This is a genomic window from Petrimonas mucosa (assembly GCF_900095795.1).
Lineage (GTDB): Bacteria > Bacteroidota > Bacteroidia > Bacteroidales > Dysgonomonadaceae > Petrimonas > Petrimonas mucosa.
In genome coordinates this window covers 985,705-1,007,752 of sequence record NZ_LT608328.1, presented here as the reverse complement: position 1 = coordinate 1,007,752, position 22,048 = coordinate 985,705, and the positions used below count along the sequence as shown (strand labels likewise).

The 22,048-nt window shown below is 43.3% G+C and carries 12 protein-coding genes, 2 pseudogenes and 1 CRISPR repeat array (1 of these 15 cut by a window edge); of the genes and pseudogenes, 5 read left to right on the top strand and 9 right to left on the bottom strand.

Going from position 1 to position 22,048, the window contains the following annotated elements:
- A CRISPR array of direct repeats spans window positions 1–7,675; the repeat unit is 37 nt; unit sequence GTTTCAATCCTTATTGTAGTGGATGTACCGCTGGAAG; it reaches 224 nt to the left of the window's first position.
- Between the two features lie 192 nt (window positions 7,676–7,867).
- From cas4 to ING2E5A_RS03940, 8 genes are read right to left on the bottom strand one after another with little or no spacing between them, the layout of a single operon-like run.
- Window positions 7,868–8,440: a CRISPR-associated protein Cas4 gene (gene cas4, locus ING2E5A_RS03975; RefSeq protein WP_071136293.1), complete on the bottom strand. Its 573-nt coding sequence runs from the start codon at window positions 8,438–8,440 to the stop codon at window positions 7,868–7,870.
- Window positions 8,440–8,730, bottom strand: a complete 291-nt coding sequence (cas2, locus tag ING2E5A_RS03970; protein WP_071136292.1) for a CRISPR-associated endonuclease Cas2 — start codon at window positions 8,728–8,730, stop codon at window positions 8,440–8,442. The genes cas4 and cas2 overlap by 1 nt, the downstream gene beginning before the upstream one ends.
- Window positions 8,727–9,716 carry a CRISPR-associated endonuclease Cas1 gene (gene cas1, locus ING2E5A_RS03965; RefSeq protein WP_071136291.1) on the bottom strand — a complete coding sequence of 330 codons (990 nt, stop codon included), beginning with the start codon at window positions 9,714–9,716 and terminating at the stop codon, window positions 8,727–8,729. The genes cas2 and cas1 overlap by 4 nt, the downstream gene beginning before the upstream one ends.
- 10 nt (window positions 9,717–9,726) lie before the next feature.
- Complete coding sequence (locus tag ING2E5A_RS03960) at window positions 9,727–10,386, bottom strand: CRISPR-associated endonuclease Cas6 (RefSeq protein WP_071136290.1); 660 nt, start codon at window positions 10,384–10,386, stop codon at window positions 9,727–9,729.
- 7 nt (window positions 10,387–10,393) lie between these two features.
- Entirely contained in the window at window positions 10,394–12,868 is a 2,475-nt protein-coding gene (locus ING2E5A_RS03955) for a CRISPR-associated helicase/endonuclease Cas3 (RefSeq protein ID WP_083373176.1), read from the bottom strand.
- A 42-nt stretch (window positions 12,869–12,910) separates the two neighbouring features.
- Window positions 12,911–13,666, bottom strand: a complete 756-nt coding sequence (gene cas5b / locus ING2E5A_RS03950; RefSeq protein WP_071136288.1) for a type I-B CRISPR-associated protein Cas5b — start codon at window positions 13,664–13,666, stop codon at window positions 12,911–12,913.
- Window positions 13,656–14,570 carry a type I-B CRISPR-associated protein Cas7/Csh2 gene (cas7b, locus tag ING2E5A_RS03945; RefSeq protein ID WP_083373175.1) on the bottom strand — a complete coding sequence of 305 codons (915 nt, stop codon included), beginning with the start codon at window positions 14,568–14,570 and terminating at the stop codon, window positions 13,656–13,658. Before cas7b ends, cas5b begins: the two co-directional genes overlap by 11 nt.
- 24 nt (window positions 14,571–14,594) lie before the next feature.
- On the bottom strand, window positions 14,595–16,475 hold the full coding sequence (locus tag ING2E5A_RS03940) for a TIGR02556 family CRISPR-associated protein (RefSeq protein ID WP_071136287.1): 1,881 nt from the start codon (window positions 16,473–16,475) through the stop codon (window positions 14,595–14,597).
- A 146-nt stretch (window positions 16,476–16,621) separates the two neighbouring features.
- Here ING2E5A_RS03940 and ING2E5A_RS03935 point away from each other — a divergent pair.
- The 5 genes and pseudogenes from ING2E5A_RS03935 (at window position 16,622) to tnpC (ending at window position 21,396) form a co-directional block, all read left to right on the top strand.
- Window positions 16,622–17,574: pseudogene (locus ING2E5A_RS03935) on the top strand (IS1595 family transposase).
- Window positions 17,575–17,670: 96 nt separating this feature from the next.
- Entirely contained in the window at window positions 17,671–18,999 is a 1,329-nt protein-coding gene (locus ING2E5A_RS03930; RefSeq protein WP_071136286.1) for an IS1380 family transposase, read from the top strand.
- Window positions 19,000–19,748: 749 nt separating this feature from the next.
- The gene (gene tnpA, locus ING2E5A_RS03925; protein WP_083373174.1) at window positions 19,749–20,099 is read left to right on the top strand and encodes an IS66 family insertion sequence element accessory protein TnpA; all 351 of its coding nucleotides are present in this window, start codon (window positions 19,749–19,751) and stop codon (window positions 20,097–20,099) included.
- A gap of 11 nt (window positions 20,100–20,110) precedes the next feature.
- Window positions 20,111–20,371: an IS66 family insertion sequence element accessory protein TnpB gene (tnpB, locus tag ING2E5A_RS15450; RefSeq protein ID WP_071136284.1), complete on the top strand. Its 261-nt coding sequence runs from the start codon at window positions 20,111–20,113 to the stop codon at window positions 20,369–20,371.
- The gene (gene tnpC / locus ING2E5A_RS03915; protein ID WP_071136283.1) at window positions 20,368–21,396 is read left to right on the top strand and encodes an IS66 family transposase; all 1,029 of its coding nucleotides are present in this window, start codon (window positions 20,368–20,370) and stop codon (window positions 21,394–21,396) included. Before tnpB ends, tnpC begins: the two co-directional genes overlap by 4 nt.
- Here tnpC and ING2E5A_RS03910 read toward each other — a convergent pair.
- Window positions 21,378–21,846 (bottom strand): annotated as a pseudogene (locus ING2E5A_RS03910) (transposase). The gene tnpC and the pseudogene ING2E5A_RS03910 overlap by 19 nt on opposite strands.
- Window positions 21,847–22,048 lie beyond the last annotated feature (202 nt).

The window sequence follows — 22,048 nt, the reverse complement described above, 5'->3', positions numbered from 1 at the left end:
CCTTATTGTAGTGGATGTACCGCTGGAAGCATATTGCCCCATATACTTATTCAGCAGTGGGGTGGTTTCAATCCTTATTGTAGTGGATGTACCGCTGGAAGAGTAATTGAGAAGGGACTTCAGAAAACTATAAGTAGTTTCAATCCTTATTGTAGTGGATGTACCGCTGGAAGTGCGTTGGTAGTCCAGTCAGAAGCGGGGTAATTTGCGTTTCAATCCTTATTGTAGTGGATGTACCGCTGGAAGTCACCGGACTGGACAACCCGAACTCCCCCGCGCAGTGTTTCAATCCTTATTGTAGTGGATGTACCGCTGGAAGCGTTTCTGTTTCACCTGTTGTGGCTCACCTTATCAAGTTTCAATCCTTATTGTAGTGGATGTACCGCTGGAAGCCGTTCGTATTCTTCCCTGATTCTGCTGATGTAGGAAGTTTCAATCCTTATTGTAGTGGATGTACCGCTGGAAGTGTTTCTCGTTAAGATATTCCCAAGTGCAGTTGATGTTTCAATCCTTATTGTAGTGGATGTACCGCTGGAAGGAGTTAACCGAGATGCAAAAATTATCCTTATTGGAGTTTCAATCCTTATTGTAGTGGATGTACCGCTGGAAGTATGTAAATAGTTTTTTTCGTCGGCGCGGTCGCTTGTTTCAATCCTTATTGTAGTGGATGTACCGCTGGAAGATAGTCTCGAACCCGCTGTCCTCCTTAAGCTGTGCGGTTTCAATCCTTATTGTAGTGGATGTACCGCTGGAAGTAAAACATACAGTTATGAGAACAATAGAATTCAGGATGTTTCAATCCTTATTGTAGTGGATGTACCGCTGGAAGACAACAAAAACTAACAGATATGCAAGTTGCGGCTAAGTTTCAATCCTTATTGTAGTGGATGTACCGCTGGAAGTACGGTTTTATTCCTTATTACGATACGTTAAAAATTGTTTCAATCCTTATTGTAGTGGATGTACCGCTGGAAGTAATTTCGTCGTCTGTCAAGCCCTCGGGATCGGCGTGTTTCAATCCTTATTGTAGTGGATGTACCGCTGGAAGAAATGAACAGTCTCGCGAAAACATTGATGGTGTAAGTTTCAATCCTTATTGTAGTGGATGTACCGCTGGAAGTATAGGCTTTTTTTTGTGCCAGTTCAATAGCCTTTAGTTTCAATCCTTATTGTAGTGGATGTACCGCTGGAAGTCTCATCCTGCGCACTTATAGAATTTATACAGGGTGTTTCAATCCTTATTGTAGTGGATGTACCGCTGGAAGTTATACCCCAACCGTTCGGCTCTCCAGAAGGCCTTTTGTTTCAATCCTTATTGTAGTGGATGTACCGCTGGAAGAAGAAAAGCATACAGACTTAAGTCCCCATTTTTGTTGGTTTCAATCCTTATTGTAGTGGATGTACCGCTGGAAGCTATGTAAATGGTTTTTTTGGGTGCTGCGGTCGCTTGTTTCAATCCTTATTGTAGTGGATGTACCGCTGGAAGAACGTATCTGGGTTGTCAAACTTGTTACCATAGATGGGTTTCAATCCTTATTGTAGTGGATGTACCGCTGGAAGCGTTAAAAATATACCCCAAATAATGCACAGGGCAAAGTTTCAATCCTTATTGTAGTGGATGTACCGCTGGAAGTGTGATTGTTTCACCGTAAAAATCACCCGTAAAAATGTTTCAATCCTTATTGTAGTGGATGTACCGCTGGAAGCAGTAAATACTTTTTCCATTTCAAAACCATTACTTAGTTTCAATCCTTATTGTAGTGGATGTACCGCTGGAAGGGGCTTGCTTTTGTTTGTTTTTTAGCTCGTTTTCAAGTTTCAATCCTTATTGTAGTGGATGTACCGCTGGAAGTTCATCAAATGTCACATCTGGACATCCAAACTCAATGTTTCAATCCTTATTGTAGTGGATGTACCGCTGGAAGTGAATGCAGGTGTAAATTTTGCGGTAAATTGCTTTTGTTTCAATCCTTATTGTAGTGGATGTACCGCTGGAAGTTTTCGGAAAGAAAGGAGGAGGTAAGCGACCGACAGTTTCAATCCTTATTGTAGTGGATGTACCGCTGGAAGCGCCTGGGCGGAGGTGGCGGAATAATACCGCCCAGGTGGTTTCAATCCTTATTGTAGTGGATGTACCGCTGGAAGCACGTCAAAACACTATAAGTAGCTGATGCAAAGGCTGTTTCAATCCTTATTGTAGTGGATGTACCGCTGGAAGTTTTTTGGCGCGCGTTTTGAGAAAAACTTTAATAAGGTTTCAATCCTTATTGTAGTGGATGTACCGCTGGAAGTGTTTTCTGTATATTGCACAAATGACTGAAATACAGTTTCAATCCTTATTGTAGTGGATGTACCGCTGGAAGTCTTTCGCCTTTGTGAATTTTACCAGACATTTCACCAGTTTCAATCCTTATTGTAGTGGATGTACCGCTGGAAGTATAATTGCTCCTCCCCTTTTATCTTCTGGATGATCGTTTCAATCCTTATTGTAGTGGATGTACCGCTGGAAGTCCTTGCTTCCATGTAGGCAACGTGTTCCTCTCGTTGTTTCAATCCTTATTGTAGTGGATGTACCGCTGGAAGTTACCCTCCCCAAAACCGCCCGGACAAGTCGAACAATGTTTCAATCCTTATTGTAGTGGATGTACCGCTGGAAGCATGTTGGAGATGAAAGCTCTCCACTTGGTAAATAGTTTCAATCCTTATTGTAGTGGATGTACCGCTGGAAGGCTCTGTTTTACTCATAGTGTCCTGATTTTGATTAGTTTCAATCCTTATTGTAGTGGATGTACCGCTGGAAGTTATTAGAAATTATCTTTTTTGGAGCAAAAGACTAGTTTCAATCCTTATTGTAGTGGATGTACCGCTGGAAGTGCCGAACAGGATAACCGAAAGGCAGGGGGCAAGGCGTTTCAATCCTTATTGTAGTGGATGTACCGCTGGAAGCAGGGACAAGACGAACAAGGCATGGGGCGGTCTGTGGTTTCAATCCTTATTGTAGTGGATGTACCGCTGGAAGTTCTCTTCCGAACACCTACATGCCACCCACCCCATTGTTTCAATCCTTATTGTAGTGGATGTACCGCTGGAAGAAGATTTCAGTAATGCGGTGAATATAAGGCTTCACTTGTTTCAATCCTTATTGTAGTGGATGTACCGCTGGAAGTTCACAATAGAGCCGTCAGGCACCGAACTCGTCTTGTTTCAATCCTTATTGTAGTGGATGTACCGCTGGAAGCCATCATAAGGTCGGGGAGTTGACGGAGGGGGATTGTTTCAATCCTTATTGTAGTGGATGTACCGCTGGAAGTGTTTTAGGGTTAGATTCATAACCGTGGTTAGCTTTGTTTCAATCCTTATTGTAGTGGATGTACCGCTGGAAGTGTTTTCTGTAAACTCCTTTATAGGTGCAGGTGTCATGTTTCAATCCTTATTGTAGTGGATGTACCGCTGGAAGCCTGATTCGCACCTTGTCGCTGTTCGAGAGGCTCGAGTTTCAATCCTTATTGTAGTGGATGTACCGCTGGAAGAAGAAGTGCGGTAAGGGATCGGTGGAAATAACGGGTTTCAATCCTTATTGTAGTGGATGTACCGCTGGAAGTAAACTAGCATCAGCGCAATATATAGACAGTGCTGTGTTTCAATCCTTATTGTAGTGGATGTACCGCTGGAAGCACATAACGGCGAAGTATAACCGTCAGGTTGGGATGTTTCAATCCTTATTGTAGTGGATGTACCGCTGGAAGAATATAAATTTGAAGTGTCGTCGATTGGGTAATTAGTTTCAATCCTTATTGTAGTGGATGTACCGCTGGAAGCTTTTACATTTACATCAGCCATTTTTTACAAAGTTGTTTCAATCCTTATTGTAGTGGATGTACCGCTGGAAGGCCCCGTAGATGAGTGCATATGGAATCTCGGTTGCCAGTTTCAATCCTTATTGTAGTGGATGTACCGCTGGAAGACAACATCCCTGAACATCTTCGTCTTGTATGTTGAGTTTCAATCCTTATTGTAGTGGATGTACCGCTGGAAGATGATTTTATCACTATTCCAGAGCCTCAGATTGATTGTTTCAATCCTTATTGTAGTGGATGTACCGCTGGAAGTTGAGCTGGAGCAAATAGCAGAGGACAGAGATATTTGTTTCAATCCTTATTGTAGTGGATGTACCGCTGGAAGTAGACCAAATGGAACCAACAGATATTTTAGGAAATAGTTTCAATCCTTATTGTAGTGGATGTACCGCTGGAAGTTATCAGGATATGAACGCCCGCCCCCAAATTCATGAGTTTCAATCCTTATTGTAGTGGATGTACCGCTGGAAGATCACAGATGCAACCTCATTCAGTTTTATCAAAAAGTTTCAATCCTTATTGTAGTGGATGTACCGCTGGAAGTTGCACCGATGGCATCCTCGAAATCGGCAGCCATCAGTTTCAATCCTTATTGTAGTGGATGTACCGCTGGAAGGTTTAAACTTTTCCTCCATAACTAAAAAGTTGTTAGTTTCAATCCTTATTGTAGTGGATGTACCGCTGGAAGTCTTTCCGAAACATGGCAATATAAAATAGACGAAATGTTTCAATCCTTATTGTAGTGGATGTACCGCTGGAAGCTGCAACCCTGTTGAGCATATCATATACTTTTTTGCTGTTTCAATCCTTATTGTAGTGGATGTACCGCTGGAAGTTCAGCCGAGTCGCTTGTATTGTCTGAGCTCTGCTCGTTTCAATCCTTATTGTAGTGGATGTACCGCTGGAAGGCATGCGGCTTTTGATGCATCAATATCTGCATGTAGTTTCAATCCTTATTGTAGTGGATGTACCGCTGGAAGTTGTCACCCTCAATAGTTTCAGAATTGAGCCAGTTATGTTTCAATCCTTATTGTAGTGGATGTACCGCTGGAAGCTCCATGTCGAGCGTGTTGAGGCTGATCGAGAAAGGTTTCAATCCTTATTGTAGTGGATGTACCGCTGGAAGCGTGCATACTCTCGTTTTCATAATATGATTCCGATGTTTCAATCCTTATTGTAGTGGATGTACCGCTGGAAGAATGTAATTGTGGCGAACAAAGAATCATCTGATAAGTTTCAATCCTTATTGTAGTGGATGTACCGCTGGAAGGCTCCGCGTTGATGCAGAAATCCAGCCATATCTGAGTTTCAATCCTTATTGTAGTGGATGTACCGCTGGAAGTCATACAAAGCATTCTGCGAATCAACAGCATTAGGGTTTCAATCCTTATTGTAGTGGATGTACCGCTGGAAGCAGTTATTTTTATCCCGTCTTTCTTGTAAATATTCGGTTTCAATCCTTATTGTAGTGGATGTACCGCTGGAAGGCGAAGCGAACAGTTTTATTGCACTTGTTCGAGAGCGTTTCAATCCTTATTGTAGTGGATGTACCGCTGGAAGATGATTGGACGGAGGAGCAGAGGAAAGAGTTCACGAGTTTCAATCCTTATTGTAGTGGATGTACCGCTGGAAGTTAAATGGCTTGAGCTATACAACGATGATTTACCAGGTTTCAATCCTTATTGTAGTGGATGTACCGCTGGAAGTGATTATTGGAAGAAGATAATGTGCGAAACTTTTGAGTTTCAATCCTTATTGTAGTGGATGTACCGCTGGAAGGCCACTATCACCGTATCCAAGTGCCGAAACACCTTTGTTTCAATCCTTATTGTAGTGGATGTACCGCTGGAAGATTTTGTGCGGTGCGCTATATGTTTATCAACTAATGTTTCAATCCTTATTGTAGTGGATGTACCGCTGGAAGTCGGCTCAGGCACTACAATGGTAGCTTCGCATCAATGTTTCAATCCTTATTGTAGTGGATGTACCGCTGGAAGTAAACAGGAAATTCGAGACCACCATCCGCAACCGCGGTTTCAATCCTTATTGTAGTGGATGTACCGCTGGAAGAGCTATACGGCGACACATACCGGGCCGCCGTTGAGAGTTTCAATCCTTATTGTAGTGGATGTACCGCTGGAAGAGTTACGGAAGGCCAGGAGAAGGAGAAATCGTCTTTGGTTTCAATCCTTATTGTAGTGGATGTACCGCTGGAAGGAGCTCGACGCCGAACAGCTGAACGATACGGATTACAGTTTCAATCCTTATTGTAGTGGATGTACCGCTGGAAGTACAGTTAATATTTCCGCATCAATTACTTGACTTGTGTTTCAATCCTTATTGTAGTGGATGTACCGCTGGAAGCTGATTGATGCACCCGAAACGGTCGAATTCGTTGTGTTTCAATCCTTATTGTAGTGGATGTACCGCTGGAAGCCAGCGGAGGAAAGGCGTCAACGGTTTTCTTGTTGTGTTTCAATCCTTATTGTAGTGGATGTACCGCTGGAAGTGTACTGCTCCCGCCTGATATCGTGGTTCCCTTTTTGTTTCAATCCTTATTGTAGTGGATGTACCGCTGGAAGTCATCCTGAAAAACTCCAACTGATCTTCGGTCAGGAGTTTCAATCCTTATTGTAGTGGATGTACCGCTGGAAGAAATTAGTATTTTCGTTTAATCTATTAGTATTTAAGTTTCAATCCTTATTGTAGTGGATGTACCGCTGGAAGATTTCCATCACTAAATCAACTGGGCGGTGGTATATGTTTCAATCCTTATTGTAGTGGATGTACCGCTGGAAGAACAAAAGCTCACAGATATGCAAGTCGAAGCTAAGTTTCAATCCTTATTGTAGTGGATGTACCGCTGGAAGCCATTTGTCGCCTTTGAGCTCCATATCCGGTTGCTTGTTTCAATCCTTATTGTAGTGGATGTACCGCTGGAAGTTGCCATGTCCATTTGCTTGCTTGTTCTTTATTTGCGTTTCAATCCTTATTGTAGTGGATGTACCGCTGGAAGATCTTCCATTTGGAAGAGTTTCACTATAGTAATGATGTTTCAATCCTTATTGTAGTGGATGTACCGCTGGAAGAGGACTACGGTTTCTCGGTCGATCCGACTACGTTAGGTTTCAATCCTTATTGTAGTGGATGTACCGCTGGAAGACTTAACAAAAAAACAAAACATGGAACACGAATCTTGTTTCAATCCTTATTGTAGTGGATGTACCGCTGGAAGAGCCACATCCACGCCGAACGTGCGAACGAGGAACAGTTTCAATCCTTATTGTAGTGGATGTACCGCTGGAAGCGTCACGATTATAGGATTGCTTGCCGTAGGATTTAAGTTTCAATCCTTATTGTAGTGGATGTACCGCTGGAAGAAATAGTGTCAGAGTGTGAAAGTGAAGATTTAGATGGTTTCAATCCTTATTGTAGTGGATGTACCGCTGGAAGTCGTAAGGGCTGCATAGTTTATGAATATAAGTTAAAGTTTCAATCCTTATTGTAGTGGATGTACCGCTGGAAGTTTTTTGTTTCCATAATACTCCTCATGTTTATTGTTGTTTCAATCCTTATTGTAGTGGATGTACCGCTGGAAGTCCTGTCAGTGCGATCCTCTGCCTCGCCTTGATTGAGGTTTCAATCCTTATTGTAGTGGATGTACCGCTGGAAGTACGCAATATCCTGAATCCATTTAGGATATCCTGCGTTTCAATCCTTATTGTAGTGGATGTACCGCTGGAAGTTGTAAGATTAGTTTTAGAACAAAAAGATAAGCAGAGTTTCAATCCTTATTGTAGTGGATGTACCGCTGGAAGTCGTGTGTTTTTATATAGTTTTGATATTCAGTAAAATATGCTCCTTTCTTGGATTGTCATTTTCAAATTTCAATATGTCAATGAACGCAAGAAATATGGGTTTTTCGAGAATTTCCGAAGATGTAATTATTTTACTTTTAGTTAAGTACATCATGTTTTTTGATACATTAAAATAAACTTGTACCCGGAACACTATTTAATGCATATGTTTCTATACGTACACCCAATACACCGTTTTTTATACTTCGTTGCCTTCGGGTAGAAATTATTGAAAATAATCTCGTTCACTTTTTCACAAGTATTTCGTACCTCTTGTTTTGCACCTTCGCCTATAGCTACCTCGACGAGTTTGTTGGTAGAGCGTGTATAAACCAAAAAGCCTTTATCGACACGTCGTTGAAAATTGTCTTCGATCAATACCGCATAGCATTCTAATTGGGTCCGGTATGTATTGTAAATCCGTTCTTCAAATTTAGCAAATTTATAGTCAAGAGGAGCCATTGTCCCATCATTTAACACTAAAACTTCATCAATAACGCCCCTGAGCAACTCATTCGTTAAATACTGGTCTATGTGTTTATCTATCGCCCCAACTCTTTTACGTAAATAATCCTTGTTTCGCTCCAATTTCATGTCGTGCAGATTCCGTCCCTTCTCCACTTTGTAATGCCGGTCTTCAAATTGTGGGATACGAAGCACGTGTTCGTAATAGATGAACCGGGGACAGTAGAGGTATTCTATAATATGTGATGGTGTTATTGACATCAGAAAAACAAGGCTTTTACGTCGTCAGTTACTAATTTTTTATCAAAAGCCTGGCCGAGCAAAACAGTTTGACGAAGCTCGTTCTTACTCATCGGGAAGATATAAATAGAGTCGGTCTCCTCATTTATTAGCTCACTCACGGACAATTCGAGGGTGTCTTTTTCGTTCTCGTCCAGGCTTCCTAAAAATACCGATTTTTGTACCCGGTACAGCCCCGCCCTCTTGCATATTTTGGATATCTTAGTGCGCGGCTTGTCCTTTTTGATATCGTATATAACCCAGCAAATCATGATTTTATTAATTGGTTCGCAAACTGGTGAGCGTCCATCTGCATGGCATTAGCCCTTGTTTGATTCCTACCATTGTAACGAATCTTGCCCTCCTCCAAAAAGCGCAACAAGGCTTGCATCAATAAATTTTTGCCCTCCGCGTTCAAACTATAACCATTCGTTATTTTATTCGTGTGGGCGTCATTGATTTTTTTCGCTGAAAAGAGTTTAAAAACAACTTCTTCTGCATAAACCCTGTAAGGCTCGATGAAATCGAATACCATGCTTTTCATGTTGTAATCATCTCTATGCATGAACCCGACGTATGGGTCAAGTCCGGCAATTACTAGCACTTTCTCTACACGGCTGTATAAAACTCCATAAGCGTAATTGAGAAAAGCGTTGAAAGGATCCTTTGCCGGGCGAAAATTGCGCCCTTCAAATCGATATCGCTCGGTTAATAGGGAACTTAAAACCTTGAAATATACACGACCGGATGTTCCCTCTAATCCTCGGAGGCTTGCATCTATGTTGTCAATTTTGGAGCCATTTAGCTCATTGATTTTTATTTTGATGCCATTAATAAGGTCGATTTTTTCCTGTATCTGTTCTGCAGAGGCAGGCCTATGGCTTTTTAGTCGCTTCAAGAACTCAATCTGGTTTTCTAATTTTTTAGCCAACCAGCTTTTTATCCAGTAAACGCCCGTTTCGTTCAAACTGGACTCTAACTGTTGTTTCCTGATTTTAGACGTGCTCCCCGGCTTGCTATGCCAAAAGCGACCGATAGGCATTCCATCGTATTCGAAAACGATGATGTCGATATTGTTTTTCATGGCCAGTATTATAGCATCGGTACTGAGAGCCGCCCCTTTGCTCATCAGTATTGATGTTACCTTTTGGCTCGCGAAGTGATGTTTTTGTTTTTCACCATCCTTCGTTAGTGACACTTCAAATAGTTCATCTTTCACATGAACATACGTGCCATACGTGTTAATGATTAATTGCATGTCATAGAATTTATTTTACCAGACTAACGGCTCCAAATCCACGGCTCACTGCCTTCCCTATCCCTACATGTTCAGGTAGGTAAGCATTCGTGGTAAACGTTCCTGAAAATACCAACATCTGTTGATCTTTAAATGTTGTTTGTTTCTCCTCCAACCGTGCGGTGCTCATTATACGCTCATCTACCCGGAAAGAAACACCTTTGTAGAAACTTAGTATATTGTTTTGTACCTGACGATTCAGGAACTCCTTTTTTTGCTCCTCGTCAAGATGCACGTATTTCCTGAAATTATCTTGATTTAACGCCATCCAGAGGGTTTCAAACGAGTAGTCATATAACTGCTGATTGACTGCGAGCTCGCACCGTGTCTGGTGAATATTTTTCGCGGAAACGGGATAGTATTCTCCCTCGATATCCAGCTCACGAATTTTCAAGAATAGCGAAATCAACAGATCGGCACCCTCCTCGAGGCCTACGAGCATGGGCACGTTTTTGATTACCTTGTATTGAACCAACGGGTAAGCAAAACGTGTAGTCCCATCTTGGTAATGATTATGTAGTAGCGGAGAGTGTTCTTTAAACAAGTTGCCAAAGTACCCTCGCAGCTTCTGTGCATCCCGTGTCTTTAATCGGATATCGGGAAAATGGATAATTGTTTGAGTGATTTGCATGACTCTATTAAAATAAAATGGCTGTTTTATCTGTATTATACCCGGTGTTTACCCTTGTATCTTTTGATGAATAGGAGTAAAATGTGGAGGGTTGTTCTAACTTGGATAAATAGAACCCGTGTATTTGTTCGGAATCGAAATTAATTTTCGATTCGCCGTATGGAATAGGCACGTTGATTACGTAATCATAAAATAGGGACTTGAACGAAGCGAACTTGGCTTTTCGTTCCCACGGTTTCATGTCCTCCTCGTAAAGAGCCACGTAACTTTCCCAAATATCTTTTGCTTCTTCATTTAATTGAATAAAGACCGATTCGGTTTCTCGTTCTTCAATGAGTTTCAGGTCTATTTCCATAAATCGTAGGGTTCCTATGGCGTCAAGTAAATCCGAAGAAGTTTCGTCCGATTGTTTTCGTACCTCCTTGTAATATCGGTCAATAATTTCCAGGTACTCTCTTTCCTCTACCACGTCAATTCCTGTTAACGTGTTCCTTGTTTTTAACATTAAGTCGGAGCCATAGATTCGAGTTGTTGCTCTTCCGTGCTCGTCGTTAATATCGTAGAGAAAAATGTCGGCGACGTGCTCTTTTTCGCTGTACCGGTTGGCGCGTCCCGCGGATTGGATAATAGAATCAATTGGTGAAAGCTGTCTGAAAATAGTATCCACTGAAATGTCTACTCCGGCCTCTATTAATTGAGTAGAAACGATTATCTTGCGTTTATTGCTTTTCGCTTTGATTTTTCGAATAATCTCTTTTCGTTCGTACGGTGTAACGAGCGTTGATAGGAAGTAGTATTCGGTATTGTCCGTGTCTTCCTCTCCCTGTACAATTAATTCTTCAAAGCAGTGCTTGGCGGCTTTTTTGGTATTCAAGATTACCAATACATCTTTTTTTGATTCGTCACGGGTATAATCCGAGATTATATTAATAAACGTCTCGAAAGCAATCTTCTCGTTGTGATAATGCAACCGTGTACGATTAAACATTCCAAAGTATTTTCTGTAATCCGGCACCAGTTCCACGATATCCTTCCCTGGGGTAAAGATAAGTGGTTGCGTCGCCGATATTAGGACGAAATAGATATTGAGTGTTTCACCGAGTGATAGAAATACCTTCCTCACTGTTTCCCACAGTTCATAAGGGATGGTTTGTATCTCATCAAGAAGGACAACGGCGTTCCTCAGGTTGACCAGTTTCATCAACTTTGTTTTGTCCATCGAGAGAATCGTTTCCAGGAATTGCACGAACGTGGTCACTATGGTTTCCGATTGCCAGGTTTCAATCAGAAACTGGCTCTGGTTTTCGTTATACACCTTCTCGGAACCGTCCTTGTACTTGGGTTCACTCAAGTGGTGATGCTTTAATAAAACCTCGCTCGAATCGGTAGCCAGTACTTCTCGATACACTTCAAAATTTTGGTCAATTATTGACGTGTAGGGGATTACGATAACTATTTTCGCGTCGCTATTTCCTGCCAGTGACCTCATCCTACCGGCGACGGAAAATGCAGTCAAGGTTTTCCCCAACCCCGTGGGTAACGTGATAGAATAGAGGTGCCGCCCCGGTGTAAAAACCTTTTCCAAATGCTGCAACGTGGTAAAATAAGCTTCATTTTTAAACCGGTTGATTTCGGAACCCGGAATATTAAATCCATTTTCTTCCCTGTACCGGTTCAAACACCCTCCGATATCAGTTGTTTTGCTTGCTGTCTTGACATCTTGCAGGATGACGTCGTTTTTATCGGAGTACATTAACGCGGAATAGATTACCTGAAACAGGTTATATAGTTCCACCCGTGTCTTTTCGTCAAGTTTCGGGTAATTAAATTTGAAATCGAAACGAAAATCCTTCAGCTGTTGCTGAAAAACGGCTGATTTCCAAAACACTAAGAAATCTCCCCATGTAACCTTGATGGGGCCTTGACTAAACAAGCTCGAAAGGATTGATTCAACCGATGCCTCGTGAATGCTTTCAACCTGTACCGAAAGGTATTCAATCTCCTCGTTAGAAAATAGCACCTCTTTCTGAAGGTTCTGGATATTGCCATGATGCCGTTTCACGGCGATTAGTATTAATACGGGAAGTAACTCCGGTAGAATTTCGTCCTTGAACTGTTGCTCGCAATAACGACGTGCGGCAAAGTAGGCAAAAACCGATGACAGCAACGAGTGATTCTTCAAGTTAGTATGTTCACTTTCCGGGTTGCGGATATATTCCTGAAAATAGCTTGTGGCTTTCGCGATATCGTGAGAGATGGCGGATATCCACACCAAGTCAGCGAGTTGCCGGTTCGTTATTTCGTTTTCCTTCACAACGAACCGGTACCCTTTTCCTTCCATGGTTGCTTTAGCTATTGATGCCACTTCCGATAAGTGATTGACTAACAGCTTTTCACCGTGGGACAGTACCTCAATGTTGGACGACAACAACTCTTTGTTCTGCAGCTGCAAGCTTTTCTTGTGCGATATCAATTCTTCCATTTTTGCTCGTCGTTTTTCGTTGTGCGCGGATCGTGTCGGGAGTTATAGGAATAGGATGTTTCCAATTCCCTCAACTGTTAAATATTCTGACACGCGAACATGCAAAGGCTTCCCACTTTTCTCTATAAGTACCTCGGAATACTCCAGTACCTGCCGCTCCCGGTTCATGGCGATAGGCATGTTGTTGGCCGAGTAGAACAATTCCCTTTGAAATTCGACGGGTGGATTACCCACGACCTTTGATAGATTCACTGCCGTGATAATCTCGACCATATTGCCGTTCGACGTGACCATATGCCCCGTTGCTCGTTGAACAAAATCGACTTGCGCGGTAAATTGAGCCAGTCCCAAGTAAGGAGTGAAATGGTGTCTTTTGTTTTCAATCCGTTCCGAAAGTTCCTCGAATTTCGATTGGTCTTCCATTGCCAGGTAGATACGGTAATGGGGGTCTTTTACCAGTTCAAACTCTGTTTGGGTGTGTCCTGCCCGGGTTAAGTCGTAGAACGATGTTTTCGTGTTAATCAAGTTAAACCCGATATTTTCTTTTTTCACGGGACTAATAACCTGTACCGCCACCCCGCACTTCTCTTTCGAGAAAAACTCCTGAACCGGTACGATATCCTCAGCGTAACGACCGTCACGTGTCTCTCTTTCCATTCCCAGGATAGCTCCCAGCATTCCCGCGATAGCCGTACGCGTGGGAACAGAGTAGGTGAGAGGTGAGGTCGTGGTGTTGTACTTTCGGAAGTGCCCGTATTCGCCCGTGATGTCGAAAATAAGCAATTCCTTATAATTCATCCTTGCTGATATTTTTGATTAATTGGCCGTTACTGATCATTGTCATTCTTGAATCCACCTTCAAATGAATATCGGCAATTTTCTCCTTGTTCTCTTTAAGTGCCTCTATCAACTCCGAAACGTCGAGCTTGTAATCATTCGTGCCTCTTATTTGTAATTCATTTTTCTCACCACAATCCAGTTTCAGTCGTTGCCGTAAATTACCAATATAGAACGGCTCATTGTACTCTACCTCCAGTAAAAAGAGGGGGGATTGGCCGAATTTTGAACGGGAAATAAGATTCTTTGTCCCTTCCCAAATACCTTCAATCAATAATGACTTATCTTCCTTTGTCATCCTCGAGTAGCGTGCTGCCTTCTCGTTGATTACTCCGTTAAAGCCTATTACAGCGTATGGGACCTTGTATTCAGTCCGAAAAGTTGCCTGTGCTTTTTTGTCGGATGACGCGAATGCACCGGTACCTTGTTCTTCGATAATTCCAGTTTTGTTTAACGACTTTCCCATCTGGAACTGCACCGGCCCGATGTAAGTGATAGAGTCATTGCCCAACGGAATCACCCCGCCGAACACCCGGATATCAATGCATTTATTCAGGATGATATCTTCCGCTTCTTGAAAATCTTTGGCCCGACGTTTCCCGTCTTTAATATATTGCTTATCTCCTTCCTCGTAGGTTGTTTCTCGTACAAAGATATCCTGCCGGTCGCCCAGCCCGTTGAATTCCTTATATTCGTACCAGTAATCCCGTATAGTCCGTTTCAGTCGAACGTCAGACACGAGGGCGACACTTTCTTCCGTGTCGAATCGTGGACGGTTTTCATTCAGTGGATCCCCATTAGGGTTCGCGTTTTCAATGTCGTAAAGAAACAATAGCTCGCTGCGGCTGTTAATAATTTCACTCATGATTTTGGATTGTTTTAAATGTTATTATTTTGATTCTGTATTATCTTCTTTTTTCTCTTTCTTGAACCTGGAGCCCATTTCGAGGCCGGCAACGAAGTAGAACGAGAGTTCGTTATTGCTCATCGCGGTCATATCCTGTTTTCTAAGGGTAAAATAATTGTTAATTATTTCTCGAAGCGAGGAGTAAGCATTATAGTTCTTCAGGTACTTTTGGATTTTATCCAATGCTTCCAGGTAAACTTGCATCAAGTGCTCCGGGTTCAGGTTATACCCTCGAAGTTTACTCTCGAACGGGGTGTTGGATAGATTGCTGTATTGAATATCAAAAACGAATCGCACCAAAACTCCCACCGCGAAAACACCAATTTTAATATTGCTATCCAGAAAACTTTTGTTATCTGCCACGAACCGGTTAAATTCGTCAAGGTTAAACCTTCCGCTTTTTTGTTCATCTTTTACCGTGTCCATTGTATTCATAAAATTATAGTTAATATTGTTTTGTATAATTCCGAGCTCTTGTAAATAGTTCATTAACATCACCGCCTCTAAAATGCTTCGTCGTGTAGATTTGGTCACTTTCTCTCTAGTATGTGCTTCGTTGTAATTTTTCCTTATTACCCCCATGATCCTCTCGAACATAAAATCCTTGGAAATGGGCCTACCAAGAAAAATACTCTGTACAACTTCTAAAAACTTGTCGTCGAAAAACTCCTTGATAATCCCGAATGAAAACGTCAAGTTACGCGTCTGCTTATCCTTGGTAACAGCATTTTTAAATAGAGGGACCCGGTTTACATCTTCCGGTACACGTGTAAAAAGCTCGTTAAATCTCGAAGGAAGCACCTCTTCCAGCATCATGTTAATACTGATAGCTTTACTCATTTTGTCTTCCGAGAAAAAAAGCATATCCACGTAAAAATAGTTATCTTGCCGAGCGATGATTCTTTGCACGTGTTCCTCGGAGTCCGCTCGCTCTTCTTTGGATTCCTTTTTTTTCTTCGCGTCAGCAAAAGCACTTTTCAGTAATTCCACGATTATTTCTAAACTTTCTTGGTCACTTTGTAAAATAGGACGAGGAACGAACAAGAACTCGTGTCCATAGAAATAGCCGGTCAAGTGTTGCTTGATGTATTTCTCTCCATACTCGAGCGCCAAGGCTTCTTTCGAGGATACCGGGTAATTTCGCCAGAACTTCCCCTTGTTAAAGAAGCCGCTAATAAATCCCGGCTTATCGGGGGTAGAGTATTTAAAGGGTGCAGCGAAGCCATACACCTCTTCTGCTTCTTTCCCGGTAACCGAACAAACGACATCGGCGGCGCGTGAAATGGTGCCATTGTGCTCGTATTTCTTTTCCGATCCTGAATCGAGTATGGTGTTTCGAACCGTCTCGAAATCATATAAGTAAAGCTCTTTATCGTTGTGTATTCGCAATGATATGCCTGTGGAGGTTTGTTCTTCACGTGTAGCGTTTGTAAAATAATCGGTAATTTGCGAAGTTACGAGCTGTTCGTTTTTTAGGAACTCTGTTTCCACGAGTTTGAAAAGTTGGGCCTCGGGATGTTCTCCATTCGTGAGTTTCTTGAATTGTGTCTCTTTGATGTTCTTTAGTTTTTTATCTGGAGGATTGCTTAGCTTCGTGGTGAGGGTGATATCGCCTCCTCGAGCACTTCCTTTCCGGTACGCATACTTCCGGTAATTGGATGAGTCTTTTTTTACTTTTTCGATGTCTATTCCTCTGTAAAAGCATTGTAGTTCACCCATGGCATCAATAATTTCGAAAACCATTAACAATACCTGGTAATCTTTTCCGGGAAACAAGTCCTCTATGTAAAGATCCACCGGCTCGAGGTCAGTTTTTTGTTCCAACTGCCAATGCCCGATCGCTGATATTGATCTATCGTTCATTATTTTTCAGGTTTATATTAAATGTATATCCGCAGTTATTCCTAAAGAATTTAGCGGAAAAATAGTTATAAATAAGTTCGCAAATGCTTTCCAAATCGCTGATATTCATTATATTTACATTCTGAACACATGTAGTATTTCAAGCTATGAATATCCTGGATTTTGCTATAAATTACCCCGATGAGGAAACCTGTCGGGAAAAATTCAAACAACAAAGAGACCAAATGGGAGTTACCTGCCGTCGTTGTAATTGTAAGGAGCATTATTGGCTGGAAAACAAGCAGGCTTACGAATGCAAGCGTTGCCAAGCGCGCCAGACGCTGCGTTCGGGCACGGTCATGCAGCATTCCAACCTGCCATACCGTTACTGGTTCGTGGCCATGCACCTGCTCACGGCTACCAAGGGCTCCTTTTCCGCCGCCGAGATACAGCGACAGCTGGGGCACAAGCGTTACCAGCCCATATGGGAAATGGTCAATAAACTGCGTGACGTGATGGGCAAGCGTGACGACAAGTACACGCTCGAGGGCGCCATCGAGCTGGACGACGCCTTCTTTTCCACCGAGATATCCGTTGAAGAGAAGGAGAAACCGTTGAAACGCGGCCGTGGAAGCCAAAAAAAGACCAAGGTCCTGGTGATGGCTGAAAGCAAAACGGTTGAAAACCCAAACCGGGTAAAAAACCCAAGAAGGCCAGATACCTGAAGATGAAAGTCATCAACGACTTGAAAGCCGATACAATTACAAAGAATGTCAAAGAGCATGTCGAAAGCACGGCGGATCTGACCACCGATGATTCAACTTCTTACACTAAATTGAAAGAACATGTCCATTCACACACGGCATCCGTTGTTCCACACGAGGAATTGCCTAACGTGCTGCCTTGGGTACACACCGCGATCAGCAATGCCAAACGACAGCTCCTGGGCGTGTATTACAAGGTAAAACCCGAGTATTTACAGTACTACCTCAATCAGTTCTGTTACAAGTTCAACAGGCGTTACTTCGGCGAGAACCAGTTTGACAGGCTGTTGATAGCCGCCGTATCGTGTGCGCCTGATTTCAAATCAAGAATTTACAATAGGAACTATTGCGGATAATCATTTTATACCTAAAAGTCTCAAATAAAAGTTGCATATGTCAGGTAAAGTATTTATCTTTAAAGTGTTATACAAAAACAAACATTCACCCGACACATGCAAGACAAAAATAGTAAAAAAATCTCATTTACTGCCTGTTCAGTAAAGAAAAAGTTCAGTTCAGAACAATTAACATCATATTCAGGGTTAAGCGTAACCTCTGATTTTATCAACCATTGCGGTATTTATGGCAAGCTGGAACATCTTTTTCCAACCATCCGCCACAATGCAAGCCGTTTCAGCACAGCCCAAATACTCTCAAGTATCCTGTTGGCATCGTTGTGCGGTGTTCACCGTTTGAAGCGGATTGAAAACTTCACCTTTGACGCCTTGGTTGCCCGCTTGTTGAAGTTACCCAAGAACATTGACGAGGACACCATACGCCGCCATTTGACAGGTTTGGGTGAAAGGGGCGCCCGTTCGCTTCACGAGCTGTTGTTGGGTTTTACAGGCATGCAAGTTTCCCGTTGCGGTTTAAGCCGCTTGACACTTGATTGCGACTCAAGCACATTTACCGTTTACGGCAACCAACAAGGGGCTGAGGTGGGTTATAACTCGCATAAGAAGGGTTCGAAAAGCTATCACCCCATCTTATGTTTTGTCACGGAGATGAAACTGCTTGTCAATTCATGGCTCCGCCCGGGTTCAGCTTACACCTCAAACGGAGTTTGTGAGTTTGTCAAAGAAACCTTGGCCGCTCTTCCCCAAAAGGTGGAGAAGGTGTTTTTCAGGGCCGACAGCGGTTTTTTCAATGGTGGATTATTTAATTTGTTAGAAGACGGTAAACATGAATATTTGGTGAAAGTAAAGCTGAAAAACCTGAAAGATTTACTTGCCGGGCAGACTTGGCAGCCGATTGGCCCACGGACGGCGACCTGTCAGTTTACACATCAATGTAGCGGTTGGAGGAATCCCCGCATGTTTTATGCCGTGCGCATCATAAAGCAAATGGTTGAAGTCGATTATTTTGGCGAAAAACAATTTGTACCCGAGTATGAGTACTTTTGCTATTGCTCGAACCTGAAAGGATTGGATGCCTTGCAGCTCCATTCCCTTTATGGATCCCGATCAGAGAGTGAGAATTGGATCGAGCAAACCAAAAACTCGCTTTGTGCGGGAAAAACCATCACGCATGATTTTTGGGTAAACGATATTCTTTGGCAACTTTCGTCATTTGCCTACAGTTTATCGGTGCTCATGCGATACCGGGGCGACTTTTGGGTTTGGCGTCAAGAGCACTCTACCTTCCGAGAATGGTTTATCCGAGTGCCGGGAAAAGTGGTGAAATCCGGCAGGCAGGTCACGGTAAAAATGCCTAAGGAGTATTACCGAAAAGCGGGGTGGCGTGATTTTGAGCAGCGAATAACGACAACGATGACCGGATGACGGATTTTCACTTAATCGTCCATCGCCATCTTTCGTGTCGTAAAAGGGTTTATGACAAGGAATTGCCATGCCTTGGAAGAGTGGTAATGTTAATATATATAAAAACGCCACCATAAAAAGTAAATCAACACGTTAAACGTGCAAGAAACAGTGAAGATGAAAAGAAAATAAAACGGTATCTCTCGAAAAAAAAGAGAAATTCCGCTTTGAAAACTATTAACTTGAGTTGGGAATTTTAAATGAGATTTTTAAGTTATATTATTATGGGAATGATTATTTGGCTATGTTCGCTATCAAATCCCTGTGTTCTTTCTTGTACTATATCATCCTTGTTGTAATGGATATTTTGTGTTTTATTTAGTTCTAATTTCAACCCTTATTATAACTGGAATGAGTTTTTTATACCAACTCTCCCCTTTGAGTTGTACATTTTGTACTATTTAAAAACAAAGGTAAATCTCATTTTACAAAAAAGCAAATAATTTGGATAATATTTTTTATAGAATTAAATTAAACCATTATTTCTTTTCTAAACCTCTTACAGCAGATTTAAATTTACTGAGTGGGATTGAATATTACTCAAAAGAAAAACAGTAAAAACACTCCATAATTACCAATTATTGGCAACTTTGCGATAAAAATGGATAATTATCGATGGAAGCTTTTCCGTCTATTGTCTTGTATCGTAAGCCGTCGGTCATAGGCGTATTGGATTGCTTCGATTAAACCGTGATCTTTGTCAAAAAAAGATGAACACTAACAAAATGAATCGTCGTTTTACTCAACACGAAGCGTTTTCCCTGATCGAAGAGTACTTTCAAAGTGGTCAGCGGGCCACGGATTTTTACCGGTCCAAAAATATGAGTGAATGGCAGTTTTACAAATGGAGAAAACTGTATCTTGAAGTCCATCCGGAACATGAAGCCTCAAAAATACCCCCTGCAAAGGAACCATCCCTCTTGCAGCCGGTAACTGTTATCGGCAAGCCGTCCTCCCGGCGGATGCCCCGGTTCGAGATCGCCTATCCCGGCGGGGTAACTCTTCGCGTGGACGAGGGGGTAACCGACATCACGCTACTCGGGGAACTGCTCACTTTTTAATTCCTCGGACGATGTTCTCACTTAACGAATCCCAGCGTTTTTACCTCTGCCTCTCACCCACCGACCCGCGTAAAGGATTTGACAGTTTATGCGGGCTTGTCTCATCGGAACTGGGACGCGACCCGTTAGGCGGGGAAGTGTTCATCTTTGTCAACAGGTCCAGGACGACCATCAAGCTGCTCCATTGGGAACGGGGCGGGCTCGTGCTGTACCACAAGCGCCTGGAAAGCGGCCGCTTTTCCCTTCCCACCTGCGACGGGAAGAGGAGGTGATTGAACCTGACCTTATCCCCGATGGAGCCGTCAAGATAGGGGAGTCTGTCACCGAGCTGCTGGAGTACAAGCCCGCCGACGTTTACGTGCGGGCTATTATCCGTCCCAAGTACGTGGTGCCGGGCACGGAAGGTGAAGGCTGCGTTACTGTGGCCCCCATGCCCTCGTTGCCCATCGTGAAAGGAAATGCCGGGGCAGGCATTCTCTCCCATATTTGCGCGAGCAAATTCATCGACCACCTCCCGTTCTATCGCCAGGCCGAGATATTCAAGCGGCAAAAGATACCGGTTGCCGAGTCGACGCTCAAGGGCTGGTACGCCGCCGTCTGCCGCTTGCTTGAGCCGTTACACGATACACTGGTCCATGAAATAATGAAACGCGACTACCTTCAGGTGGACGAATCCCCGATACCTGTTCTTACCTCGGATAAGCCCGGAGCCACGCACAAGGGGTACATGTGGGTGTTTCATGCCCCCGTGGAAGGCATGGCGTGCTTCAGGTACGGAAAATCCCGCTCGGAGGATGTCGCCGCCGGATTTCTTGACGGGTACCGCAGCACGCTCCAAACTGACGCGTACGCGGGGTATTACCAGTATAAGGACGCGGAGCACATCACACTTTTGCCATGCATGGCCCATAGCCGGCGAAAATTTGAACACGCCAAGGAGAACTCGCCATCGAGATCGCGTCAAGCCCTTGACTTGTTCGCGAAACTCTACCGGGTAGAGAAACGGGCACGTGAGGAAAAGATGCCATTCGAGGAACGGCACCGGCTGCGCGAACAACAATCAATACCGGTAATGGAAGAGCTGAAACGGTGGCTGGAAGACCAGCGGGGGCAAGTCCTGCCTAAATCTCCCATAGGAATCGCGGTTGCCTACACTCTAAAAATTTGGGACAGGTTGGAAAGGACGATGACGGACGGCAAATTCGAGATAGATAATAACGAAATTGAAAATAAAATCCGGAAACTTGCCCTGGGGCAGAGTCAAGCAGCAAGTGCAATTTACATTAATTGTTTGTAAAACTCAACTTTGGGTGTGTTAAAGTCCAATTTTTTCCTCGGTCTTTCATTCAGCCTGTGCTGTATCCGCTTCAATCTGTCGGGTGGATAGTCCTTGAAGGACGCCCCCCTTGGGGATGTATTGCCGGATGAGCTTGTTCGCGTTTTCGATCGATCCTTTTTGCCATGCCAAATAGGGGTCGGTGAAGTACACCGGGGCTTCCAGCATCTCCGTGATCCGTTCCGGGGTGGACCGGTTGCCGGGCAGGCGTTCCCTTCTCTCCATCGCCATCTCGTGGGCCAGTCGCCACGAGTAGCCCCCGCGCTTGTCCTTGTTGCGCTGCAACTCCCTGGACACCGCTGAAGGACTGACACCTATCAAGCTAGCGATCGTCCGCTGGGTGTCACCGTTTTCTAAACCTAAATAAATCGCGTACCTTTGTTCTGAAGTTAACTGTTTGTATTTTTTCATAAGCAACATAATAGTTAATTTTAGGGAGACTTCGGTCTCCTTTTTCTTTTATGTTGCTGTCCGACTCTCTTCGGGGGCTTGCGCGCCCCCGGCCGTTAGGCAACCCCCCCCGGTGTTTTTCATGATTGTTGTGAAGAATCATTTCAAAAAACAACACGTGGATGTTGCACTTCTAAGTTGAACTTAGGACCGGTGCACTCAT

What these genes read in the sequence shown, in the direction of transcription:
- cas5b (WP_071136288.1), bottom strand. Translation starts at nt 13,666, where the DNA reads ATGAATTATAAGGAATTGCTTATTTTCGACATCACGGGCGAATACGGG.
- cas7b (WP_083373175.1), bottom strand. Translation starts at nt 14,570, where the DNA reads ATGAGTGAAATTATTAACAGCCGCAGCGAGCTATTGTTTCTTTACGAC.
- cas2 (WP_071136292.1), bottom strand. Translation starts at nt 8,730, where the DNA reads ATGATTTGCTGGGTTATATACGATATCAAAAAGGACAAGCCGCGCACT.
- tnpA (WP_083373174.1), top strand. Translation starts at nt 19,749, where the DNA reads ATGAACACTAACAAAATGAATCGTCGTTTTACTCAACACGAAGCGTTT.
- ING2E5A_RS03960 (WP_071136290.1), bottom strand. Translation starts at nt 10,386, where the DNA reads ATGCAAATCACTCAAACAATTATCCATTTTCCCGATATCCGATTAAAG.
- cas4 (WP_071136293.1), bottom strand. Translation starts at nt 8,440, where the DNA reads ATGTCAATAACACCATCACATATTATAGAATACCTCTACTGTCCCCGG.
- ING2E5A_RS03940 (WP_071136287.1), bottom strand. Translation starts at nt 16,475, where the DNA reads ATGAACGATAGATCAATATCAGCGATCGGGCATTGGCAGTTGGAACAA.
- tnpB (WP_071136284.1), top strand. Translation starts at nt 20,111, where the DNA reads ATGTTCTCACTTAACGAATCCCAGCGTTTTTACCTCTGCCTCTCACCC.
- ING2E5A_RS03955 (WP_083373176.1), bottom strand. Translation starts at nt 12,868, where the DNA reads ATGGAAGAATTGATATCGCACAAGAAAAGCTTGCAGCTGCAGAACAAA.
- cas1 (WP_071136291.1), bottom strand. Translation starts at nt 9,716, where the DNA reads ATGCAATTAATCATTAACACGTATGGCACGTATGTTCATGTGAAAGAT.
- ING2E5A_RS03930 (WP_071136286.1), top strand. Translation starts at nt 17,671, where the DNA reads ATGCAAGACAAAAATAGTAAAAAAATCTCATTTACTGCCTGTTCAGTA.